At 59.2% G+C, this 16,275-nt stretch carries 17 protein-coding genes and 1 tRNA gene; 9 read left to right on the top strand and 9 right to left on the bottom strand.

Going from position 1 to position 16,275, the window contains the following annotated elements; genetic code table 11:
• Window positions 1-262 precede the first annotated feature (262 nt).
• The 4 genes from ACTHND_RS01230 to ACTHND_RS01215 all read right to left on the bottom strand — a co-directional run bounded on the left by ACTHND_RS01230 (window position 263) and on the right by ACTHND_RS01215 (window position 4,152).
• On the bottom strand, window positions 263-2,134 hold the full coding sequence (locus ACTHND_RS01230) for a ribonucleoside-diphosphate reductase subunit alpha (protein WP_440175439.1): 1,872 nt from the start codon (window positions 2,132-2,134) through the stop codon (window positions 263-265).
• Window positions 2,135-2,376: 242 nt separating this feature from the next.
• Window positions 2,377-2,754, bottom strand: a complete 378-nt coding sequence (gene panD / locus ACTHND_RS01225; protein WP_440175438.1) for an aspartate 1-decarboxylase — start codon at window positions 2,752-2,754, stop codon at window positions 2,377-2,379.
• A 94-nt stretch (window positions 2,755-2,848) separates the two neighbouring features.
• A complete protein-coding gene (locus ACTHND_RS01220) occupies window positions 2,849-3,391 on the bottom strand; it encodes a hemerythrin domain-containing protein (RefSeq protein WP_440175436.1) in 543 nt (180 codons plus the stop codon).
• Between the two features lie 101 nt (window positions 3,392-3,492).
• Entirely contained in the window at window positions 3,493-4,152 is a 660-nt protein-coding gene (locus tag ACTHND_RS01215) for a TetR/AcrR family transcriptional regulator (protein ID WP_440175435.1), read from the bottom strand.
• Window positions 4,153-4,426: 274 nt separating this feature from the next.
• On the opposite strand from ACTHND_RS01215, the gene ACTHND_RS01210 reads away from it, so the two are divergent.
• Together ACTHND_RS01210 and ACTHND_RS01205 are read left to right on the top strand one after the other, a co-directional pair.
• The gene (locus ACTHND_RS01210; protein WP_440175434.1) at window positions 4,427-5,506 is read left to right on the top strand and encodes a glycosyltransferase family 4 protein; all 1,080 of its coding nucleotides are present in this window, start codon (window positions 4,427-4,429) and stop codon (window positions 5,504-5,506) included.
• 234 nt (window positions 5,507-5,740) lie between these two features.
• Entirely contained in the window at window positions 5,741-6,400 is a 660-nt protein-coding gene (locus ACTHND_RS01205) for a hypothetical protein (RefSeq protein ID WP_440175432.1), read from the top strand.
• A 152-nt stretch (window positions 6,401-6,552) separates the two neighbouring features.
• Here ACTHND_RS01205 and ACTHND_RS01200 read toward each other — a convergent pair.
• The 3 genes from ACTHND_RS01200 to ACTHND_RS01190 all read right to left on the bottom strand — a co-directional run bounded on the left by ACTHND_RS01200 (window position 6,553) and on the right by ACTHND_RS01190 (window position 9,139).
• Window positions 6,553-6,629 (bottom strand) — tRNA-Arg (locus ACTHND_RS01200).
• A gap of 61 nt (window positions 6,630-6,690) precedes the next feature.
• Window positions 6,691-7,683: a LacI family DNA-binding transcriptional regulator gene (locus ACTHND_RS01195; protein WP_440175430.1), complete on the bottom strand. Its 993-nt coding sequence runs from the start codon at window positions 7,681-7,683 to the stop codon at window positions 6,691-6,693.
• A 49-nt stretch (window positions 7,684-7,732) separates the two neighbouring features.
• Window positions 7,733-9,139 (bottom strand): helix-turn-helix domain-containing protein, encoded by a 1,407-nt coding sequence (locus ACTHND_RS01190; RefSeq protein WP_440175428.1) that lies wholly within the window; start codon window positions 9,137-9,139, stop codon window positions 7,733-7,735.
• A 330-nt stretch (window positions 9,140-9,469) separates the two neighbouring features.
• On the opposite strand from ACTHND_RS01190, the gene ACTHND_RS01185 reads away from it, so the two are divergent.
• From ACTHND_RS01185 to ACTHND_RS01165, 5 genes are all read left to right on the top strand, one after another.
• Window positions 9,470-9,622, top strand: a complete 153-nt coding sequence (locus ACTHND_RS01185; RefSeq protein ID WP_440175426.1) for a hypothetical protein — start codon at window positions 9,470-9,472, stop codon at window positions 9,620-9,622.
• 6 nt (window positions 9,623-9,628) lie between these two features.
• Window positions 9,629-10,927, top strand: a complete 1,299-nt coding sequence (gene aceA, locus ACTHND_RS01180) for an isocitrate lyase (protein ID WP_440175425.1) — start codon at window positions 9,629-9,631, stop codon at window positions 10,925-10,927.
• A gap of 11 nt (window positions 10,928-10,938) precedes the next feature.
• Entirely contained in the window at window positions 10,939-11,145 is a 207-nt protein-coding gene (locus tag ACTHND_RS01175) for a hypothetical protein (RefSeq protein ID WP_440175424.1), read from the top strand.
• A gap of 194 nt (window positions 11,146-11,339) precedes the next feature.
• Entirely contained in the window at window positions 11,340-12,779 is a 1,440-nt protein-coding gene (locus ACTHND_RS01170; RefSeq protein ID WP_440175423.1) for a glycosyl hydrolase family 8, read from the top strand.
• An 86-nt stretch (window positions 12,780-12,865) separates the two neighbouring features.
• Window positions 12,866-13,669, top strand: a complete 804-nt coding sequence (locus ACTHND_RS01165) for a DUF4253 domain-containing protein (protein ID WP_440175422.1) — start codon at window positions 12,866-12,868, stop codon at window positions 13,667-13,669.
• Between the two features lie 4 nt (window positions 13,670-13,673).
• On the opposite strand, the gene ACTHND_RS01160 is transcribed toward ACTHND_RS01165, so the two are convergent.
• Window positions 13,674-14,948, bottom strand: a complete 1,275-nt coding sequence (locus ACTHND_RS01160) for an MFS transporter (RefSeq protein WP_440175421.1) — start codon at window positions 14,946-14,948, stop codon at window positions 13,674-13,676.
• An 88-nt stretch (window positions 14,949-15,036) separates the two neighbouring features.
• Between ACTHND_RS01160 and ACTHND_RS01155 the strand changes: the two genes are divergently transcribed.
• Window positions 15,037-15,252, top strand: coding sequence for a zinc-finger domain-containing protein (locus tag ACTHND_RS01155; RefSeq protein WP_090649999.1), 216 nt, complete (start codon window positions 15,037-15,039; stop codon window positions 15,250-15,252).
• Between the two features lie 116 nt (window positions 15,253-15,368).
• On the top strand, window positions 15,369-15,824 hold the full coding sequence (locus ACTHND_RS01150) for a VOC family protein (RefSeq protein ID WP_440175420.1): 456 nt from the start codon (window positions 15,369-15,371) through the stop codon (window positions 15,822-15,824).
• On the opposite strand, the gene ACTHND_RS01145 is transcribed toward ACTHND_RS01150, so the two are convergent.
• On the bottom strand, window positions 15,825-16,115 hold the full coding sequence (locus tag ACTHND_RS01145; RefSeq protein ID WP_440175419.1) for a hypothetical protein: 291 nt from the start codon (window positions 16,113-16,115) through the stop codon (window positions 15,825-15,827).
• Between the last annotated feature and the right edge of the window lie 160 nt (window positions 16,116-16,275).

The following is a 16,275-nucleotide window of genomic DNA, read 5'->3' as shown; positions in this document are numbered from 1 at the left end:
CGCGCTACCGCGCGCTCACGCAGGTCCATGGACAAAGGACGACCCATCACTGCCTCCAGCAAAAAACGGCTGAAGGTAGTGAATCAAAATATCGCTGATTTGGGAATCCCGATTCAGCTAAAACTCATACCGCTCTAGCGTTTGGATGATTATATAACCAAATAAAAAGGGCCTCCTAAAGAGGCCCTTTTTATTTGGTATTAAGCCTGCCCATACGCGAATAACATATGGGTGCAGGGGCTGTGCCCCTGCGTCTTTCATCTTACTGACAGGCCAGGCATTCCTCATAGTCCGTCTTCGGCGTGTCCATCTTTTCGACGGCTTCCTTGGTGTCGCTGCCGGCGTGCGAGGCGCGCTGAACTGACTTGGAACGCAGATAATAGAGCGACTTGACGCCCTGTTCCCACGCCGTCCAGTGCAACATGTGCAGGTCCCACTTGTCGACATCGCCGGGCAGGAAGATGTTCAGCGACTGCGACTGGCATATTTCCGGCGTGCGGTCGGCGGCCAGTTCAACCACCCAGCGCTGGTCAATTTCGAAGGCGGTCTTGAAGACGTCCTTTTCATCCTGCGACAGGGCGTCGAGGTGCTGGACGGAGCCTTCGTGCTGGACGATCGAATCCCAAACGTCCGACGTGTTCAGACCCTTTTCTTCCAGCAGGTCGACGAGATAGGGGTTCTTGACGGCAAAGGAGCCGGAAAGCGTCTTGTGGGTATAGATATTGGCAGGGATCGGCTCGATGCCCGCCGAGGTGCCGCCGCAGATGATCGAGATCGAGGCGGTGGGGGCGATGGCCAGCTTGTGCGAGAAACGCTCCATGACGCCGCGTTCCTCGGCGTCCATACAGGCGCCGCGCTCTTCGGCCAGCTTGACCGACGCCTTGTCGGCTTCGCGGCGCAGGTGCTTGAACAGGCGCATGTTCCACGACTTGGCCATGGCCGATTCAAAGGCCACGCCCTGGCTTTGCAGGAAGGAGTGGAAACCCATCAGGCCGAGGCCGACCGAGCGCTCGCGCATGGCGGAATAGACGGCATTATCCATCGAGGACGGCGCGCACTGGATGAAGTCTTCCAGCACGTTATCGAGGAAGCGCATGATGTCTTCGACGAAGCCCGGCTGGTCGCGCCATTCCAGGAAGGTCTCGGCATTGACCGACGACAGGCAGCACACGGCGGTGCGGTCGCGGCCCTTGTGGTCGATACCGGTGTGCAGCATGATTTCCGAGCACAGGTTCGACTGACGGACCTTCAGCCCCAGCTCGCGCTGGTGCGCCGGCATGGCGCGGTTCACGGTGTCGGAGAAGATCAGGTACGGTTCGCCGGTTTGCAGGCGGATTTCCAGGATCTTCTGCCACAGCGAACGGGCGTCGATAAAGCGGACGATTTCGTTGTTCTTCGGCGAGCGCAGGCCGAACTGGGCGCCTTCGCGGACAGCTTCCATGAATTCATCGGTGATGCCGATGCCGTGGTGCAGGTTCAGCGATTTGCGGTTGAAATCGCCTGATGCCTTGCGGATTTCGAGGAATTCCTCGATTTCCGGGTGGAAGACATCGATATAGACGGCGGCGGAACCGCGGCGCAGGGAGCCTTGCGAAATAGCCAGGGTCAGCGAATCCATGACGCGGATGAAGGGGATGATGCCGGAGGTCTGGCCGGCGCCCTTGACCTTTTCACCGATGGAGCGAACGCCGCCCCAGTAGGTGCCGATGCCGCCGCCGTTCGAGGCGAGCGCGACATTTTCATTCCACACCGAAACGATGCCTTCGAGATTATCCGGCACGGCGTTGAGGAAGCACGAGATCGGCAGGCCGCGCTTGGCGCCGCCGTTGGAAAGCACCGGCGTGGCGGGCATGAACCACAGGCGCGAAATATAGTCATAGATGCGCTGGGCGTGGTCGGCATCATCGGCATAGGTGGTGGCGACGCGGGCGAACATGTCCTGGTAGGTCTCGCCCGGCATCAGGTAACGGTCATCGAGCGTCGTCTTGCCGAAATCGGTCAGCAGCGCGTCGCGCGACGGATCGGTGACAACCTTGGTGACCAGCTTGAACTCGGCGCGCTCCTTCGGGCGAACAGCCATGTTAACCTTACCGGCGGCCACTGTTTCACGCTTGACTGCTTCGTTCGCTGACATTGTCACTCTACCCTTGAAATCTCGAAATCGCTCCGGACCCGGAGCTACCCATATGGGAGACGTTAACAACTATATCTAGTGTCTGCGTCGGCCCGCCCGTCTATATAAGGGGCCATAGGCCAGAGTTTTCGTCAAGGATCAAGTCGATGTTTTGGCGAACTTTTTCGTTAATGAAGGGTTAAATTTCGGCTTTTTCCATACCGCTCAAGGGCTTGCGAAAGCCGGACGCTTTTTCGCCTCATTCACGATTCCTGTGTAAGAATCGTATGCGGCGTTTCGGAGAGATAGCGGTCAAGTTTATTGTGCCGATCGACGAGCACGACATTGGGGATAATCGGCTTGTCCGACAGCTCGAACCCCATGATGATGATCTGTTCCGACTCATTGATCAGGTGCGCCGCCGCCCCGTTCATGGCGATAACGCCGGAATCGCGTTCCCCCCGGATGACATAGGTCTCCAGCCGGTGACCGGAGGTATTGGAAACCACCAGCACACGCTCGCCCTCCCACAGACCGGCTGCCTCCATCAGGGCCTCATCTATGGTGATGGAGCCGATATAGGCGAGGTTGGCTTCGGTGACATAGGCGTTATGGATCTTGGAACGCAGGACGTGACGCATGATAAACACTCGGCAGTGACAGGACTGCCGCGCTTATGCGCGCCCCGACCCCGCGGGGTCAAGTCTATCGGGATCGGGGCGCGCCTGGCCAGGGTCAGTGCATACGTGTCATTTCAGCCGGGGAATCAGCGATGCCATATTCGGCGATCAGGGTCTGCTCGGCGAAGGTGGGAACGCCTTCCGCCTTGAGTTCTTCCTTGCGCGCCGCCATTTCGGCGCCCAGGGCGTCATAATCGATATCCAGCTTGCGCGCCTGCGGGAACATCTCGCCCTCTTCTTCCTTCACATGGTGCAGGACATTTTCGGACAGGACGGTGAACTTGGCTTCCCAGTGATCGTCGGATGCCTTCATGGTGCCCAGTTCGGCGATCAGAAGCTTGGCGACATGGTGCTCTTCGTCGGCTTCGTCCATCAGGCTGGTCGCCTCTGCCTTGCCGATGGCCTTGTTCAGCGCCTTGCGCACGGCCGGATAGAAGAGTTCTTCCTCGATCTGGGTGTGAATCTTCAACTCGGTCATGGCCTGGGTGGCGAGCTTCGCCTTTTCCCGTTTCGTCTCGGCTTTTTTGAACTGCTCGAACAGATCCTTGACGGCGCGGTGATCGGCCTTCAGCATTGCGATGGCGTCGGTTGTGCTCATGGTGTTTGGCTCCCAAATGTAAGGTGAAGCCGGACCCTACGCCTTCATGTGTTGGAAAGCGGTGGGGCATATGAACGCCGATTATAATTTTCCGGTGAGGGCTATTCGCCCCACAGATCCGTGACGTCGCCCTTGCGGTTGAGCATATGAATCGCACGCTTGATCACAGTCAGCACGTTCTCGATCCGCGCCTCGTTTTCATAAGTGAGGGCGGCGCGGTGCATCCCGTCGAGGGCAAAGCGGGCCAGGTCGCGGCTGGCCTGGAAGCGGGCATCATTGCCGGCCATGATGAAGCCCGGCGTGGCGCGGCCCATGGCGGCATTATCGAAGGCTTCCTGCGCCGGCTTGATCGCCTTGGCGACATCGGCATCCTGGCGACCGGCACGCTCAAGCGCCAGGAAGGCGGCGAAAGGCACGGAATCGAGCAGGCGCCAGTAGGCGTCAATCGCGCCATCCAGCGCATCCTGGCCCGGTTTCAGCTTCTTCGCCTCGGCCTCGAACGCGGCTTCGCGCGCGGCATGGATATGCCAGGCGGCGGCTTCGACCAGGTCTTCGCGCGTCGGGAAATGGTAGAGCATGGCGCCGCGCGTCAGGCCGCAGGCTTCAGCAATGGCGGCATTGCCGGCGCGGTCATAGCCCAGCTCGGCGAAGAGGCGCATGGCGGTTTCCAGAATCTGAACGCGCGTGCGCCGTGACTTGGGCGTATCCTTGGCGCCCCCATCCTTATCTCGCACCTGCGTTGTTCTTGCTCGCTCTGCCATGATTGCCTGTTTTGTCCGCCCCATGCACCCATTTGGATTATCCGGCGCCCTGAGGGGGTTCCTGACTTTAAAAATAAAGCTTTTTGACCTTTACGCAAGCGGCAAACGATCAATTCGCTTATCGCTTCCTTACAATTCGCACTTGTGCGCCGCACAAATGCAAAATTCGTCTGTCCGTGCCGGCAATCCGGCCGCCACCGGCTTTGGCCTTGCCAAACGGCGAGACAACCGGCATTGAAGGCGGAACATCCGAAACGCCCTGAGGACTGACGAATTGCGTATCTTGCTGGCAACCGATGCATGGGAACCCCAGGTCAATGGCGTGGTAACGACGCTTCGCCGCACCATAGAGGAGTGCGAAAAGCTCGGCCACGAGTTCCACATCATCGATTACAACCAGTTCAAGACCGTATCCTGGCCGGACTATCCGGAGGTCAAGCTGGCGCTCGGCTGCTATGAAGAGGTGCGCGAAATCATCCTCGATTACGAGCCGGACGCCATCCATATCGCCACCGAGGGCTTTGTCGGCATGGCGGCGCGGCGCGTCTGCCAGGAATTCAAGCTCCCCGTCACCACCAGCTATCACACCAAGTTCCCGGAATATGTCTCGGCGCGCCTGCCCATTCCCTTGAGTGTCGGCTATGCCTTCATGCGCTGGTTTCATAAGCCCTCCGGCCGGGTGATGGTGGCAACGCCGACCCTGCAAAAAGACCTGGAATCGCGCGGCTTCACCAATATTTCGCCGTGGACGCGTGGCGTCGATACGGTCACCTTCCGTCCGAACCTGGAGCCGATCTTCGGCGACCTGCCGCGCCCGATCATGACCTATATCGGCCGCGTGGCGGTGGAAAAGAATATCGAAGCTTTCCTGAAGCTCGACCTGCCCGGCACCAAGGTCATCGTCGGCAAGGGCCCGCAACTGGAGGAACTGAAGGCGAAATATCCCGAGGTGGTCTTTACCGGCCCGCGTTTCGGCGAAGATCTGGCGCGCTCCTATGCCGACTCGGATGTCTTCGTCTTTCCGTCGCTGACCGATACGTTCGGCCTGGTGATCACCGAAGCCATGGCCGCTGGCACGCCGGTGGCGGCCTTCCCGGCGCATGGACCGATCGACCTGATTCCCGGCTCCGGCGCCGGTGCGATCAATGACGACCTGAAGGTGGCGATCGAAGAAGCGCTGCAGATCGACCGCAAGGCCGTGCGCGCCTATGCCGAGAAATTCTCGTGGCCGGAATGCGCCGCGGAATTTATCCGCAATCTCGAACCCTATCCGGAGCCAGCCAAGACCAAGCTTTGGACGAAGCTGCGCCAGTTGCCGCGTAAAATTCGCCGCAAGAAAACAAACGCCGCCTGATTAACGGCTGGTTCGCTTTAGATTGTTAGAAAATTTATCTGACACGGTATTCCCAAATCAGGCGTGAGCGCACGCGTTAAGGCTGGTGAATCTGTGCGTACCGATTAAAGTGGCGGCGGCATAGCGTCGGTCCTTGTTTGCCAGATGGCCGCCGAGCGACATTGCCAGGCGGCTTGTGATCTCCTGATGTGCCTGACAAACGATCCGTCACGCGAGGGCCGCCGAATTGCTGTGATGGATATGGGAGCAGCAGACTTAGTGGCTATTATTCGAGATGGCGATGTCAAATTGGTGGAAAAGGCGCAGGCGGCTCTAGCATTGGGAGGCGGACTGGCCGACGGACAGCCTCTTCATCAAGCCGCAGCCGTTTTCAGAGCGCTTGAAGGCATCGGGTTTAGTTCCCACGTCTTCGTCACCTGTCAGGCCGCATGGCGGCTGTGTCGCAATCCGATGGCCCTTCTTATGCCGTTCATTTGGTTGGAATGGATCAAGGAAAAGGGGGGCGGGACTGCTGACGACCAAATGCCGGAAACTAAGATGATCGGTCGGGTTCCTTCATATGCCATTGACCAGTTCACGCGGGTCGGTGGTCAGGTCGCAAGAGCGTTTCTGGCTCGAAATCCTAAGTTGCTTGAAATGATGGACAGTCGAAATATTCATTCTGCGAGCCGTGCGAGAATAGTTGGCGATTTGATTTTTCTCACGGAAGGAGGCCGAGTGATAAATCGTCCGGTTTGGGACTTGTCCAATTGGTTGCGGCAGCCACAACGCCCCTTGCCGGCACTTTTCAGTCTCGGTGACCGGTTGGACGAAGCAATGGATTATATCACCGACAAAGCCTCGGACATCGAATTACTTCGCCGGCACTACCTTTCCTTAGCTAGCGCAGATTAGGGCGTTAAATGGCGCTAAAACGGCGCAAAACTGCAAAGACAGGGTAATCATAACTGCGCGGCTAAAATTTGGAATTTAGTTCCGGTGCTTCCGTAGCGCTTCCGTGAAATAAAGGCTTGCCAAGCGAATACTCAGCAAGCCTTTATTTAATATGGCGCACCCAAGAGGATTCGAACCTCTGACCTTTGCCTTCGGAGGGCAACGCTCTATCCAGCTGAGCTATGGGTGCCTTTTAGCCGGTCCAAGCTACCTAAGCGAAACCGCCCGCGCACTCAACCGCAAAAATGCGATTATCCGGATTTGTGGCGAGAACTCGCCCGGCGCACCAGTTCCGGTGCCACGATAATGCCCTGGCCGGCTGTCTCGTCTTCACCTTCCAGCGTCGCCACCAGCATTTCCAGGCCGCGACGCCCCAGGTCGAACACACCGACGCGCAGGGTGGTCAGCGGCGGCGAGGTGAAGCGGGCGATGGGGATATCATCGAAACCAACCACGGCGATATCTTCCGGCACGCTCACCCCCGCCTCGCGCAGGGCCAGCAGGCAGCCCACCGCCATCATGTCATTGGCGGCGAAGATGCCGTCCGGGCGCGCGTCAAGCGCCAGAAAAGCCTTGGCGCCGCGATAACCGGATTCCTCGGTGAAATCGCCCTCGAACACGGGCGGCGGTTCACCATCGAAAACCGACAGGAAGCCGCGCCGGCGCTCCTCGGCCTCGAAATTGCGCGACGGACCGGAAATCAGGGCTGGCCGGCGACAGCCCTGTTCGCGCAAATGACGGGCCGCCGTGACGCCGCCGCCGAAATTATCCACGCTGATGCCGCCGCGCCCGGCGCCAATTTGGCTGGCGATGGTCACCACAGGCAGATTGAGCGGCAGGGCAGTCGCCAGATCGTGAGATTCGACGAAGGGCGACATGACCAGCAGGCCGTCGACCCGGCCGCCCATGGCGCGCATGATGCTGAGCGCTTCATCCGGATTGCCGTGCGAGCCGGAAACCAGCAGATGCAGGCCGCGCGCCCGCGCCGCCACATCGATGCCGCGAATGATCTCGGCGAAGAATTCGCCGTAGATATCCGGCAGCAGCACGCCGATGGTATTGGTGCGCGACATGACCAACGACCTCGCGCCACCATGCGGCACGTAGCGCAGGCGCTTGGCAATCTCCAGGACGCGCTGCTTCACATCGTCGGCGACATTATCGAGACCATTGATGGCGCGGGAGGCCGAGGCGATCGACACATTGGCTTCGCGCGCGATATCTTTCAGCGTAGCCCCGGCCATGATGTCTCCTTCATTCCAAAATGTAAGAGGTTAAGAACCGGCTGTAAAGCTAGAAGGGAAAGGCTGTCACGCCCTTGATCCATTCATCGATGACCAGCGCCTTGACCGCCGGAGGGGCGGCGCGTTCACGGCAGTTGGGCCGTTCGCACAACCGGCACATCGGCCCGGTCTGGACGGCATTCGGCTGGGCCAGGTCGAGCCCGCGGGCATAGATCAGTTTCTCGGCATATTTCAGTTCGCAGCCCAAGCCGATCGCCTGTTCGGCATAGGCGCCATCGGCATAGGCGCGCAGGGAGCGGTCGAGCGTGCGCGACAGGGTGAAATAGCGCTGGCCATCGGGTGTTTCGATCACCTGGGTGATAATGCGGCCTGGCGTCTGGAACGCCTGATGGATATTCCAGCGCGGACAGGCGCCGCCATATCGGGAAAACGGGAAGTGTCCGGCGGCGAAGCGTTTGGAGACGTTACCGGCAGAATCGATGCGCATCAGGAAAAAGGGCACGCCGCGGCTGCCGGGGCGGGAAAGCGTGGTCAGGCGCTGGGCGGCCTGCTCGTAGGAAACTTCAAATGGCGCGCGCAGAAGCTCGATATCATAAGCATTGCCTTCGGCCTCGCTGAGGAAACGACCATAGGGCATCAGGGTGGCGGCGGTCAGGGCATTGAGCAGGGCGATCTTGTAAAGCCGCGCCGTCGCCAGGTCGGGGGCTTTGGCCTTTTCGGTCAGGGTATTGATCTCGGCGCCATATTCGCTGAGCGCCAGTTGGTAGAGGATGGCGAAGCGCCGCGAGGAGGGGCCAAGCGTTTCCGAAATCATCAGACGGCGGCGGTGCGGATCGAACCGGCGCTGATAGATCATCATCACCTGGGCCGGCATCAGGCGGATATCGATGCCGTATTGATCTTTCAAGCGCGCCTGTGCCGCCTCTTCGAGCGTATGCGGATCACCACCGAGCGTGGCGAAGAGTTGTTCGCCCAGCTCATCCAGTTCGGGGAAGAAGTTGTGATGGCCCTGAATCTGATCGCGTACCCAGTCGGTGGGCGATTGCTCGGTCTCTTCCGGCCCCGCCACCAGGGCATCGCGTTTGCGGCGCTCAGTATAGGCACGATAGAGCCGCGTCACGGCCTCGGCCGCCATGGGGGACGAGGCCACGAGTTCTGAAATTTCCCGCCGCGGCAGGTGCAAATCCTTGAATAAAGGATCGGCGAAGATCTCGACCAGATCGGCCTCGCCGGCGGGTTCAGAGTCGTCGGTAAAGGTGCGCAGATCGAGATCATAGGTCGCTGCCAGCTTGAGCAGCACCTGCGCCGTGACCGGGCGCTGATTGCGCTCCAGATGGTTGAGATAGGAGGCCGAAACGCCGAGGTCGGCCGCCATCTGGGTCTGAGTCAGGCTGAGGTCATAGCGCAGCCGCTTCAGCCGTCCGCCCAGGAAGAGTTTGCGATCCAGATCAGGCATTGTAGGTGCTCCCAAAGCAAGAACCCCCACCACCGCATCTCACCGCTTCGCGGCATCGTGCGGTCCCCCTCCCCGACAAGTCGGGGAGGTACAAGAATTTTACTTACCTATACCTCCCCAGTTTTACTGGGGAGGGGGACCGACGCGCACTTGCGCGTTGGTGGTGGGGTTTCTTGTTTCATGCTTTTTGTCATAAATTTACAAACTGTGCAATGTCACAATTTTCCAAATGACGCCATTTATGCGGCTACAAATCTATCTTTCCCAATAATATAAGCGCTTTATGTCTCCATACACATAGGCAGCACATCGCCGGAAAGGAGACATATTATGACACAAAAGCTTAAATCTACACCGATCATCACCCCCTGGGATATGGCAACCGTGTACGCGGCCTCCTTTGGGCTTTTCGCCCCCGGCACGCTGATGGCCGCCCGCCGCCAAGCCATGCAAATGACCTCCCAACCTCCCCAGCAAGGATAATTGACCATGACAATGTCTAAGACCACGTTCCAGGATTTAGTCCCCGTCGCCCCGAAAGGCCGTTTCGACGGCATAAAACGCAACTACACCCCCGAAGATGTCCAGCGTCTGCGCGGTTCCTTCCCGATCCAGCACACCCTGGCCGAGCGCGGCGCCAACCGGCTGTGGGAGCTGCTGCACACCGAGCCCTTCATCAATAGCCTCGGCGCCATGACCGGCAACCAAGCCATGCAGATGGTCCGCGCCGGACTGAAGGCCATCTATCTCTCCGGCTGGCAGGTCGCGGCCGATTCCAATACCGCGTCGTCCATGTATCCGGACCAGTCGCTCTACCCGGCCAATGCCGCGCCGGAACTGTGCCGTCGCATCAACCGCACGCTGCAACGCGCCGATCAGATCGAGCACTCGGAAGGTGGCAGCAAGCGTGACTGGTTCGCGCCGATCGTTGCCGACGCCGACGCCGGTTTCGGCGGTCCGCTGAATGCCTTCGAGATCATGAAAGCCTTTATCGAGGCGGGCGCCGCCGGTGTCCATTTCGAGGACCAGTTGGCGTCTGAGAAAAAGTGCGGCCATCTCGGCGGCAAGGTGCTGATCCCGACCCAGGCGCATGAGCGCACCCTGACCGCCGCCCGCCAGGCCGCCGATGTCATGGGCACGCCCACCCTGACGGTTGCCCGTACCGACGCGGAATCGGCGCAACTGATTACCTCCGATGTCGATGAGCGCGACCATCCGTTTATCGAGCGGGACAATCGTACCGTCGAGGGCTTTTACCGCCTGAAACCCGGCACCGGCCTCGATCACTGCATCGCGCGCGGCCTGGCCTATGCCGATTATGCCGACCTCTTGTGGTGGGAAACCTCGCACCCGGATCTCGACGATGCCCGCAAATTCGCCGAGGCTGTTCACAAGGTTCATCCAGGCAAGCTGCTGGCCTATAACTGCTCGCCCTCCTTCAACTGGAAGGCCAAGCTGGATGACGCCACCATCGCCAAATTCCAGCGGGAACTGGGCGCCATGGGCTACAAGTTCCAGTTCGTGACCCTGGCCGGTTTCCATAGCCTGAACAACGGCATGTTCGAGCTGGCCGACGGCTACCGCGATCGCGGCATGGCGGCCTATTCCGAGCTGCAACAGCGCGAATTCGCCAACGAAGCCGCCGGCTACACCGCCACCCGCCACCAGCGCGAAGTCGGCACCGGCTATTTCGACAAGGTCGCGGAGACGATCAGCAATGGACAATCTTCCACCACGGCCATGAAGGCCTCAACCGAGACGGCGCAGTTTGTCGCCGCCGCAGAATAGGAGATATGACAATGGAAACCAGTAATCGTGACTCGATCATCGCCTACTGCCTGGCGCCGCTGAACCTGGATGCCCACAGCGACGCCGCGCGCGAAACCATGCGCCGCCTCGATCATGCGCTCAAGACCTTCCAGTCTCAGGCGGCACGCCCGGTCTCGGTGGATTTCTCGAAGATGCCGTCATTGGTCATCAATGAAGCCGCTCACGGTTACGAATAAAACCCGGCATAAACAAAACTATAAGCGCCGGCACAAGCGCCCTCTTCGCTACCCCCCGCGAAGAGGGCGCGATTTTGCGCTCTGCTCTTTTCCTGAAGCGGATTGCGTGTCATGTTGCGGCCAGGAAACGTATCGGCGGCCATAAAAAGGATGATACCCCGCGCCGCGCCACTGACCAGGAAAGACAAACAGACATGAAGACGCGCCGCGCTCTGATCTCAAATGTTACCGCTATCATATTGGCTCTGACACTGCCGGTTACCGTACAAGCCGCAGCGCCCGCAACGCCCACCGTGAGCGATGGCGCCGGCGCCTACAAGACCGGCCAATATCGTAACCTGTTCGTTGAACGGCTGGGCCACACGGAGGCCGAAACGCGGCAGAAGATCGAAGACACCTTCCAGCAGCTCTTCCACGGCGACGGCCAGGAGCAGCGCGTCTATTTCGAGACCGGCGCCAATTCCGACGGTCCGCTGGCCTATATCACCGACTGGGCCAATAACGATGCCCGCTCCGAAGGCATGAGCTATGGCATGATGATCGCCGTGCAGCTTGATAAGAAGCGCGAGTTCGACGCCCTGTGGAACTGGTCGAAAACCTATATGCTGACCACTGATCCGGAAAATCCATCATACGGTTATTTCGCGTGGTCGATGGGCACGGATGGTTCCCCGCGCGCGGTGGGTGCCGCCCCGGATGGTGAGGAATATTACGCCATGGCGCTCTATTTCGCCGCGCATCGCTGGGGCAATGGCCAGGGCATTTATAATTATCAGGCCGAGGCCGACAAGATCCTGAGCGGGATGCGCCATCATCCGCTCAAAACCGCCACCACGCCCTTCCGCATCCATCCGGGTGACGCGCCGTTTGTCGAGCCGGACATGCCTTGGCCCAGTCCGAATAACCGCAGGGCCGAGGCCGAAGCGCTAAAAGCCGGCAAGCCGTGGCCGCCCTATCGTTTCCCTCACACGCCGCATGAGGTAACGGTCGGGCCGATGGTCGATGAAGACCACACCATGATCCGTTTCGTGCCGGAAACCAGCATTCCCGGCACCGACGCCTCCTATCACCTGCCGGCTTTTTATGAACTGTGGGCGCGCTGGGGGCCGGTCGATGATCGCGCTTTCTGGGCCAAAGCCGCCGATGTCAGCCGTAATTTCTTTGAAACGGTTGCCGATCCGAAAACCGGCCTGGCACCCGATCGCAGCACCTTCGATGGCCAGCCGGCCATGGGCTGGGACGGCAAGCCGAGCCAGTTCGCCTATGATAGCTGGCGCACGGCCAGCAACTGGTCGGTCGATTACAGCTGGTGGGGAAAGGACGCGCGGGCGAAGACCCGCAGCGACCATATCCAGGGCTTCCTTTATAGCCAGGGCATTGATACCTTCCCCGATCGCTATTCGCTGGATGGTCAGCCGATGTCCGATCGTCATTCCACCGGCATGGTGGCGGCCACCGCCGTCGGCAGCCTGGCAGCGACACCGGGCGAAGTGTCGAATGCCTTCTTGAAAGAGCTATGGGATACGCCGGTGCCGGCCGGCGAGCAGCGCTATTTCGACGGGATGCTGTACCTGATGAGCCTGATGCATCTCAGCGGCGAGTTCCGCATTATTGAGCCGGAGGGGCAGAAGTAGGCGCGTCTTGGCTATGTACATTTATCGTATTTGCATATGCAAAACGGCAGGTCTAAGGTTGCATGATGGATGCAGGGAGGCGGGATGTGACAGGATTTACCAAACGATGGGTGCTGAGTTTTTTGAGTTTTGCGGGCGCGCTGACCCCGTTCCGGAGTAGAGCCAAATCGCAGGATGCCATGCCCGAACCGCCTTCGCTGGATACCATACTGGCCTCCTTCCCCTATGAAGTAATCACCACCACGGGCGCAAAAGCTACGGATGACTGGACGCGCCTTAAAACGGCTGGCAAGGGCTGGCCGGTCGTGGTTGGAAATGATGACAACCTGCGCATGATACTTGAAAGTTTCAGTTTCCAGAGTGAACAGGCATCCCATGCGGCGGCTGATATCCTCAAAGCCGCTGAAAACCTTTCCATGGAAGATTTAAAGGCATGGCAGGCAAGTGACGGTTACGGCGAATTGGATGAACCCGTTGGGGACTGGCCGGTTGAAGCTCAAGGCGGCGACCTGGGTTTAAGTGTGGCGAACGATATCCTGACAGGCAAGCCCTATCCCAAGGTGCATATTATTCTTGTACCTACACAGAATAGTTGGGAAGCGCCGGCATATTTGTACTGGGGTGGCTGGAATGCCTGCCCGCCGCCAGAATACCATGTCGCTATATTGCGATCATGGCATGAACGGTTTGGTGCCGAGTTGGCCGGCCTGAGTGAAGATGTTCTGGATTTGCAGATCGCCAAACCTTTGCGTGGCAAGGCGGAGGCAATGATCGTTGCCAAGGAACAGTATATTTATTGCGCCGATATAGTCGATCAAGGTGTTGGCGATATTTCAACCTTGGCCGCAACTCTGATCGGACAGAATTGGTGGTTTTTCTGGTGGGATTAACATCCTATCCTTCATCTGGATGAAAAGCCATGTTCGCCTTAGTATCCGCCGTAAAGACGTAGACCAGCAATGACACGGCGATACAGGCGGTGACGTACCAGAAGAAGCTCTCTTCCGCGCCCGCCTGCTTCAGCCACAGCGCCACATATTCCGCCGAGCCGCCGAAGAGGGACACCGCCACGGCATAGGGCAGGGCGACGCCCAGCGCCCGGACATGGGCGGGGAACAGTTCGGCCTTCACCACAGCATTGATCGAGGTGTAGCCGCTGACGATGATCAGTGCCGCCATCACCAGTCCGAAGGCCGGCCAGAAGCCCTGCACATGGGCGAGCGCCGTCATGATCGGCACGGTGAAGATCACCCCCAGTACACCGAAGCCGATCAGCAGGGGGCGGCGGCCTATGCGATCCGATAAAGCTCCGAAAAGCGGCTGAGCCAGCATATAGAGAAACAGGGTCAGGGCTGACAGGCTGGTCGCCTCGGTCTTGCTCCAGCCGGCGGTATTGACCAGGAATTTCTGCATGTAGGTGGTGTAGGTATAGAAGGCGACCGTGCCGCCCATGGTCAGGCCGACCACCTGAAGCGCCTGCCAGGGATGCTCTTTCAGCAGGGTCAGGGTGCGGTTGCGCGTAAATTTCTGACTTTCCAGAAATGATCCTGTTTCGCTGATATGGCGGCGAATAAACAAAGCGGCAAGCGCCAGCAATGCACCGATGACGAACGGAATCCGCCAGCCCCAGGCCTCAAGCTGTTCATGGGTCAGCAGCCATTTTTGCAGCAGGATCAGCACGCCGAGCGCGATCAGTTGCCCCATGATCAGGGTGACATACTGGAAACTCGACCAGAAACCGCGGTGACGGCTGCCGGCCATTTCCGACAGATAGGTGGCGCTGGCGCCATATTCGCCGCCGACGCTCAGGCCCTGCAACAGCCGCGCCAGCAACAGCAGGGCCGGCGCGACGATGCCGATGGTCGTGTAGCCCGGCGTGATGGCGATGATCAGCGAACCGGCACACATCAGCAGGATCGACGCCGTCAGCCCGGACTTGCGGCCGTAACGGTCGGCATACCAGCCGAGCAACCAGCCGCCGATCGGCCGCATGAAGAAGCCGACCGCGAAAATGGCCGCCGTATTGAGCAGTTGCGCCGTAGGGCTGGCATTGGGGAAGAAGGCCGGTGAGAAATAGAGGGCGAAGGCCGAATAGGCGTACCAGTCGTACCACTCGACCAGATTGCCGATCGATCCGCCGAGTATGGAACCTAATTTTCCCTGTTTCATGCCATAAGGGTTTCACAGTTCAATTGACGAAACAAGGCGGTTTGTTTTAAGGATCGGCAACGGTTTTTCCGCAAGGTTATTAAGCATCATGAGCGATATCATCCCGCCCCCCGAAGTCATCTATGTCGACAGCCACAAGGTCGCCTGCAACGGTGGTGGCGGCGCGCTGGGCCATCCGCTGACCTATTACGAACTGGGCGAGGACGGTACGGCCGAATGCGGTTATTGCGACCGCAAGTTCGTGCATAAGGATCACGCGCATGACTATGTCGATCCTGCGCCGCGTCCGGAAGGCGAGCACTAAGCATAATCTCCTCCCCTGCGCAGCGGCAACTTCGTTGGGAGGGAGGTGTCAGCGCCAGGCGCGAAGCGCCGGTGTCGCTGACGGAGGGGGCAATTCACCCCGATTCGGAGTTATTTATGCGCTTTTTACATACCATGGTGCGGGTCCATGACCTGGACGCCTCGCTGAAATTCTGGTGCGGAGGCTTAGGTCTGATCGAGACCCGCCGCATGGACTCCGAAAAGGGCCGCTTTACCCTGGTCTATCTGGCCGCGCCGCTTGATGAGGATCATGCGCGGTCCTTCAAGGCGCCGGAACTGGAACTGACATATAACTGGCCGGATGCCGACGGTAACGCCGAGGTCTATACCGGCGGCCGTAATTTCGGCCATGTCGCCTATGAGGTCGATGACATCTATACCGCCTGCCAGCGCTTTGTTGACATGGGCGTGGTGATCAACCGCCCACCGCGCGACGGCCATATGGCCTTTGTCCGCTCGCCGGACGGCATTTCCGTGGAACTGCTGCAAAAGAACGGTGCGCTCGAACCGGCGGAGCCGTGGGTGTCCATGGCCAATACCGGTAGCTGGTGATCAGCTAAAAGCGTAAGGCGTCTCAACATACAGCACATGGGTCGTGGCCAGACGCACCAGATGCGTCACGGCGAAGTCGTGGTCGATCTCGCCGTTTGCTGCCAGGGTCAGTGTATCTGCCAGGCGTTGATTCATGCCGGGACCATTCAGGTGGCAGAGGTCCAGCCGGCAAAGGAGCCCCAGATCAGAAACAGCCTCACGCAGAGTAACGTGCTGCTGCAGGAAGCCTTCGAGAATGCTGCTGGCCTGGATGTGCAGGCGGTTCTGGTCGGTCTCTTTCATCATGGACATGGGGGTACTCCGAATTTACTGGGGCGGGCTGAAAGTTTATCTCGCACTAGCACAACGAATTTTATATTGCACTGCGGCACAAAAGCACTTGCCGACATAACTGATTTCAGAATGTAAATCCTGCCGTTACCTGTCGCTTTGAATTGGCATAGATTGCGGA

Origin of the sequence: Asticcacaulis sp. (assembly GCF_051954415.1) — a bacterium.
Taxonomy (GTDB): Bacteria; Pseudomonadota; Alphaproteobacteria; order Caulobacterales; family Caulobacteraceae; genus Asticcacaulis.
Note: the sequence above shows the minus strand (reverse complement) of the source record. Positions and strands in the feature narration are given on the sequence as shown.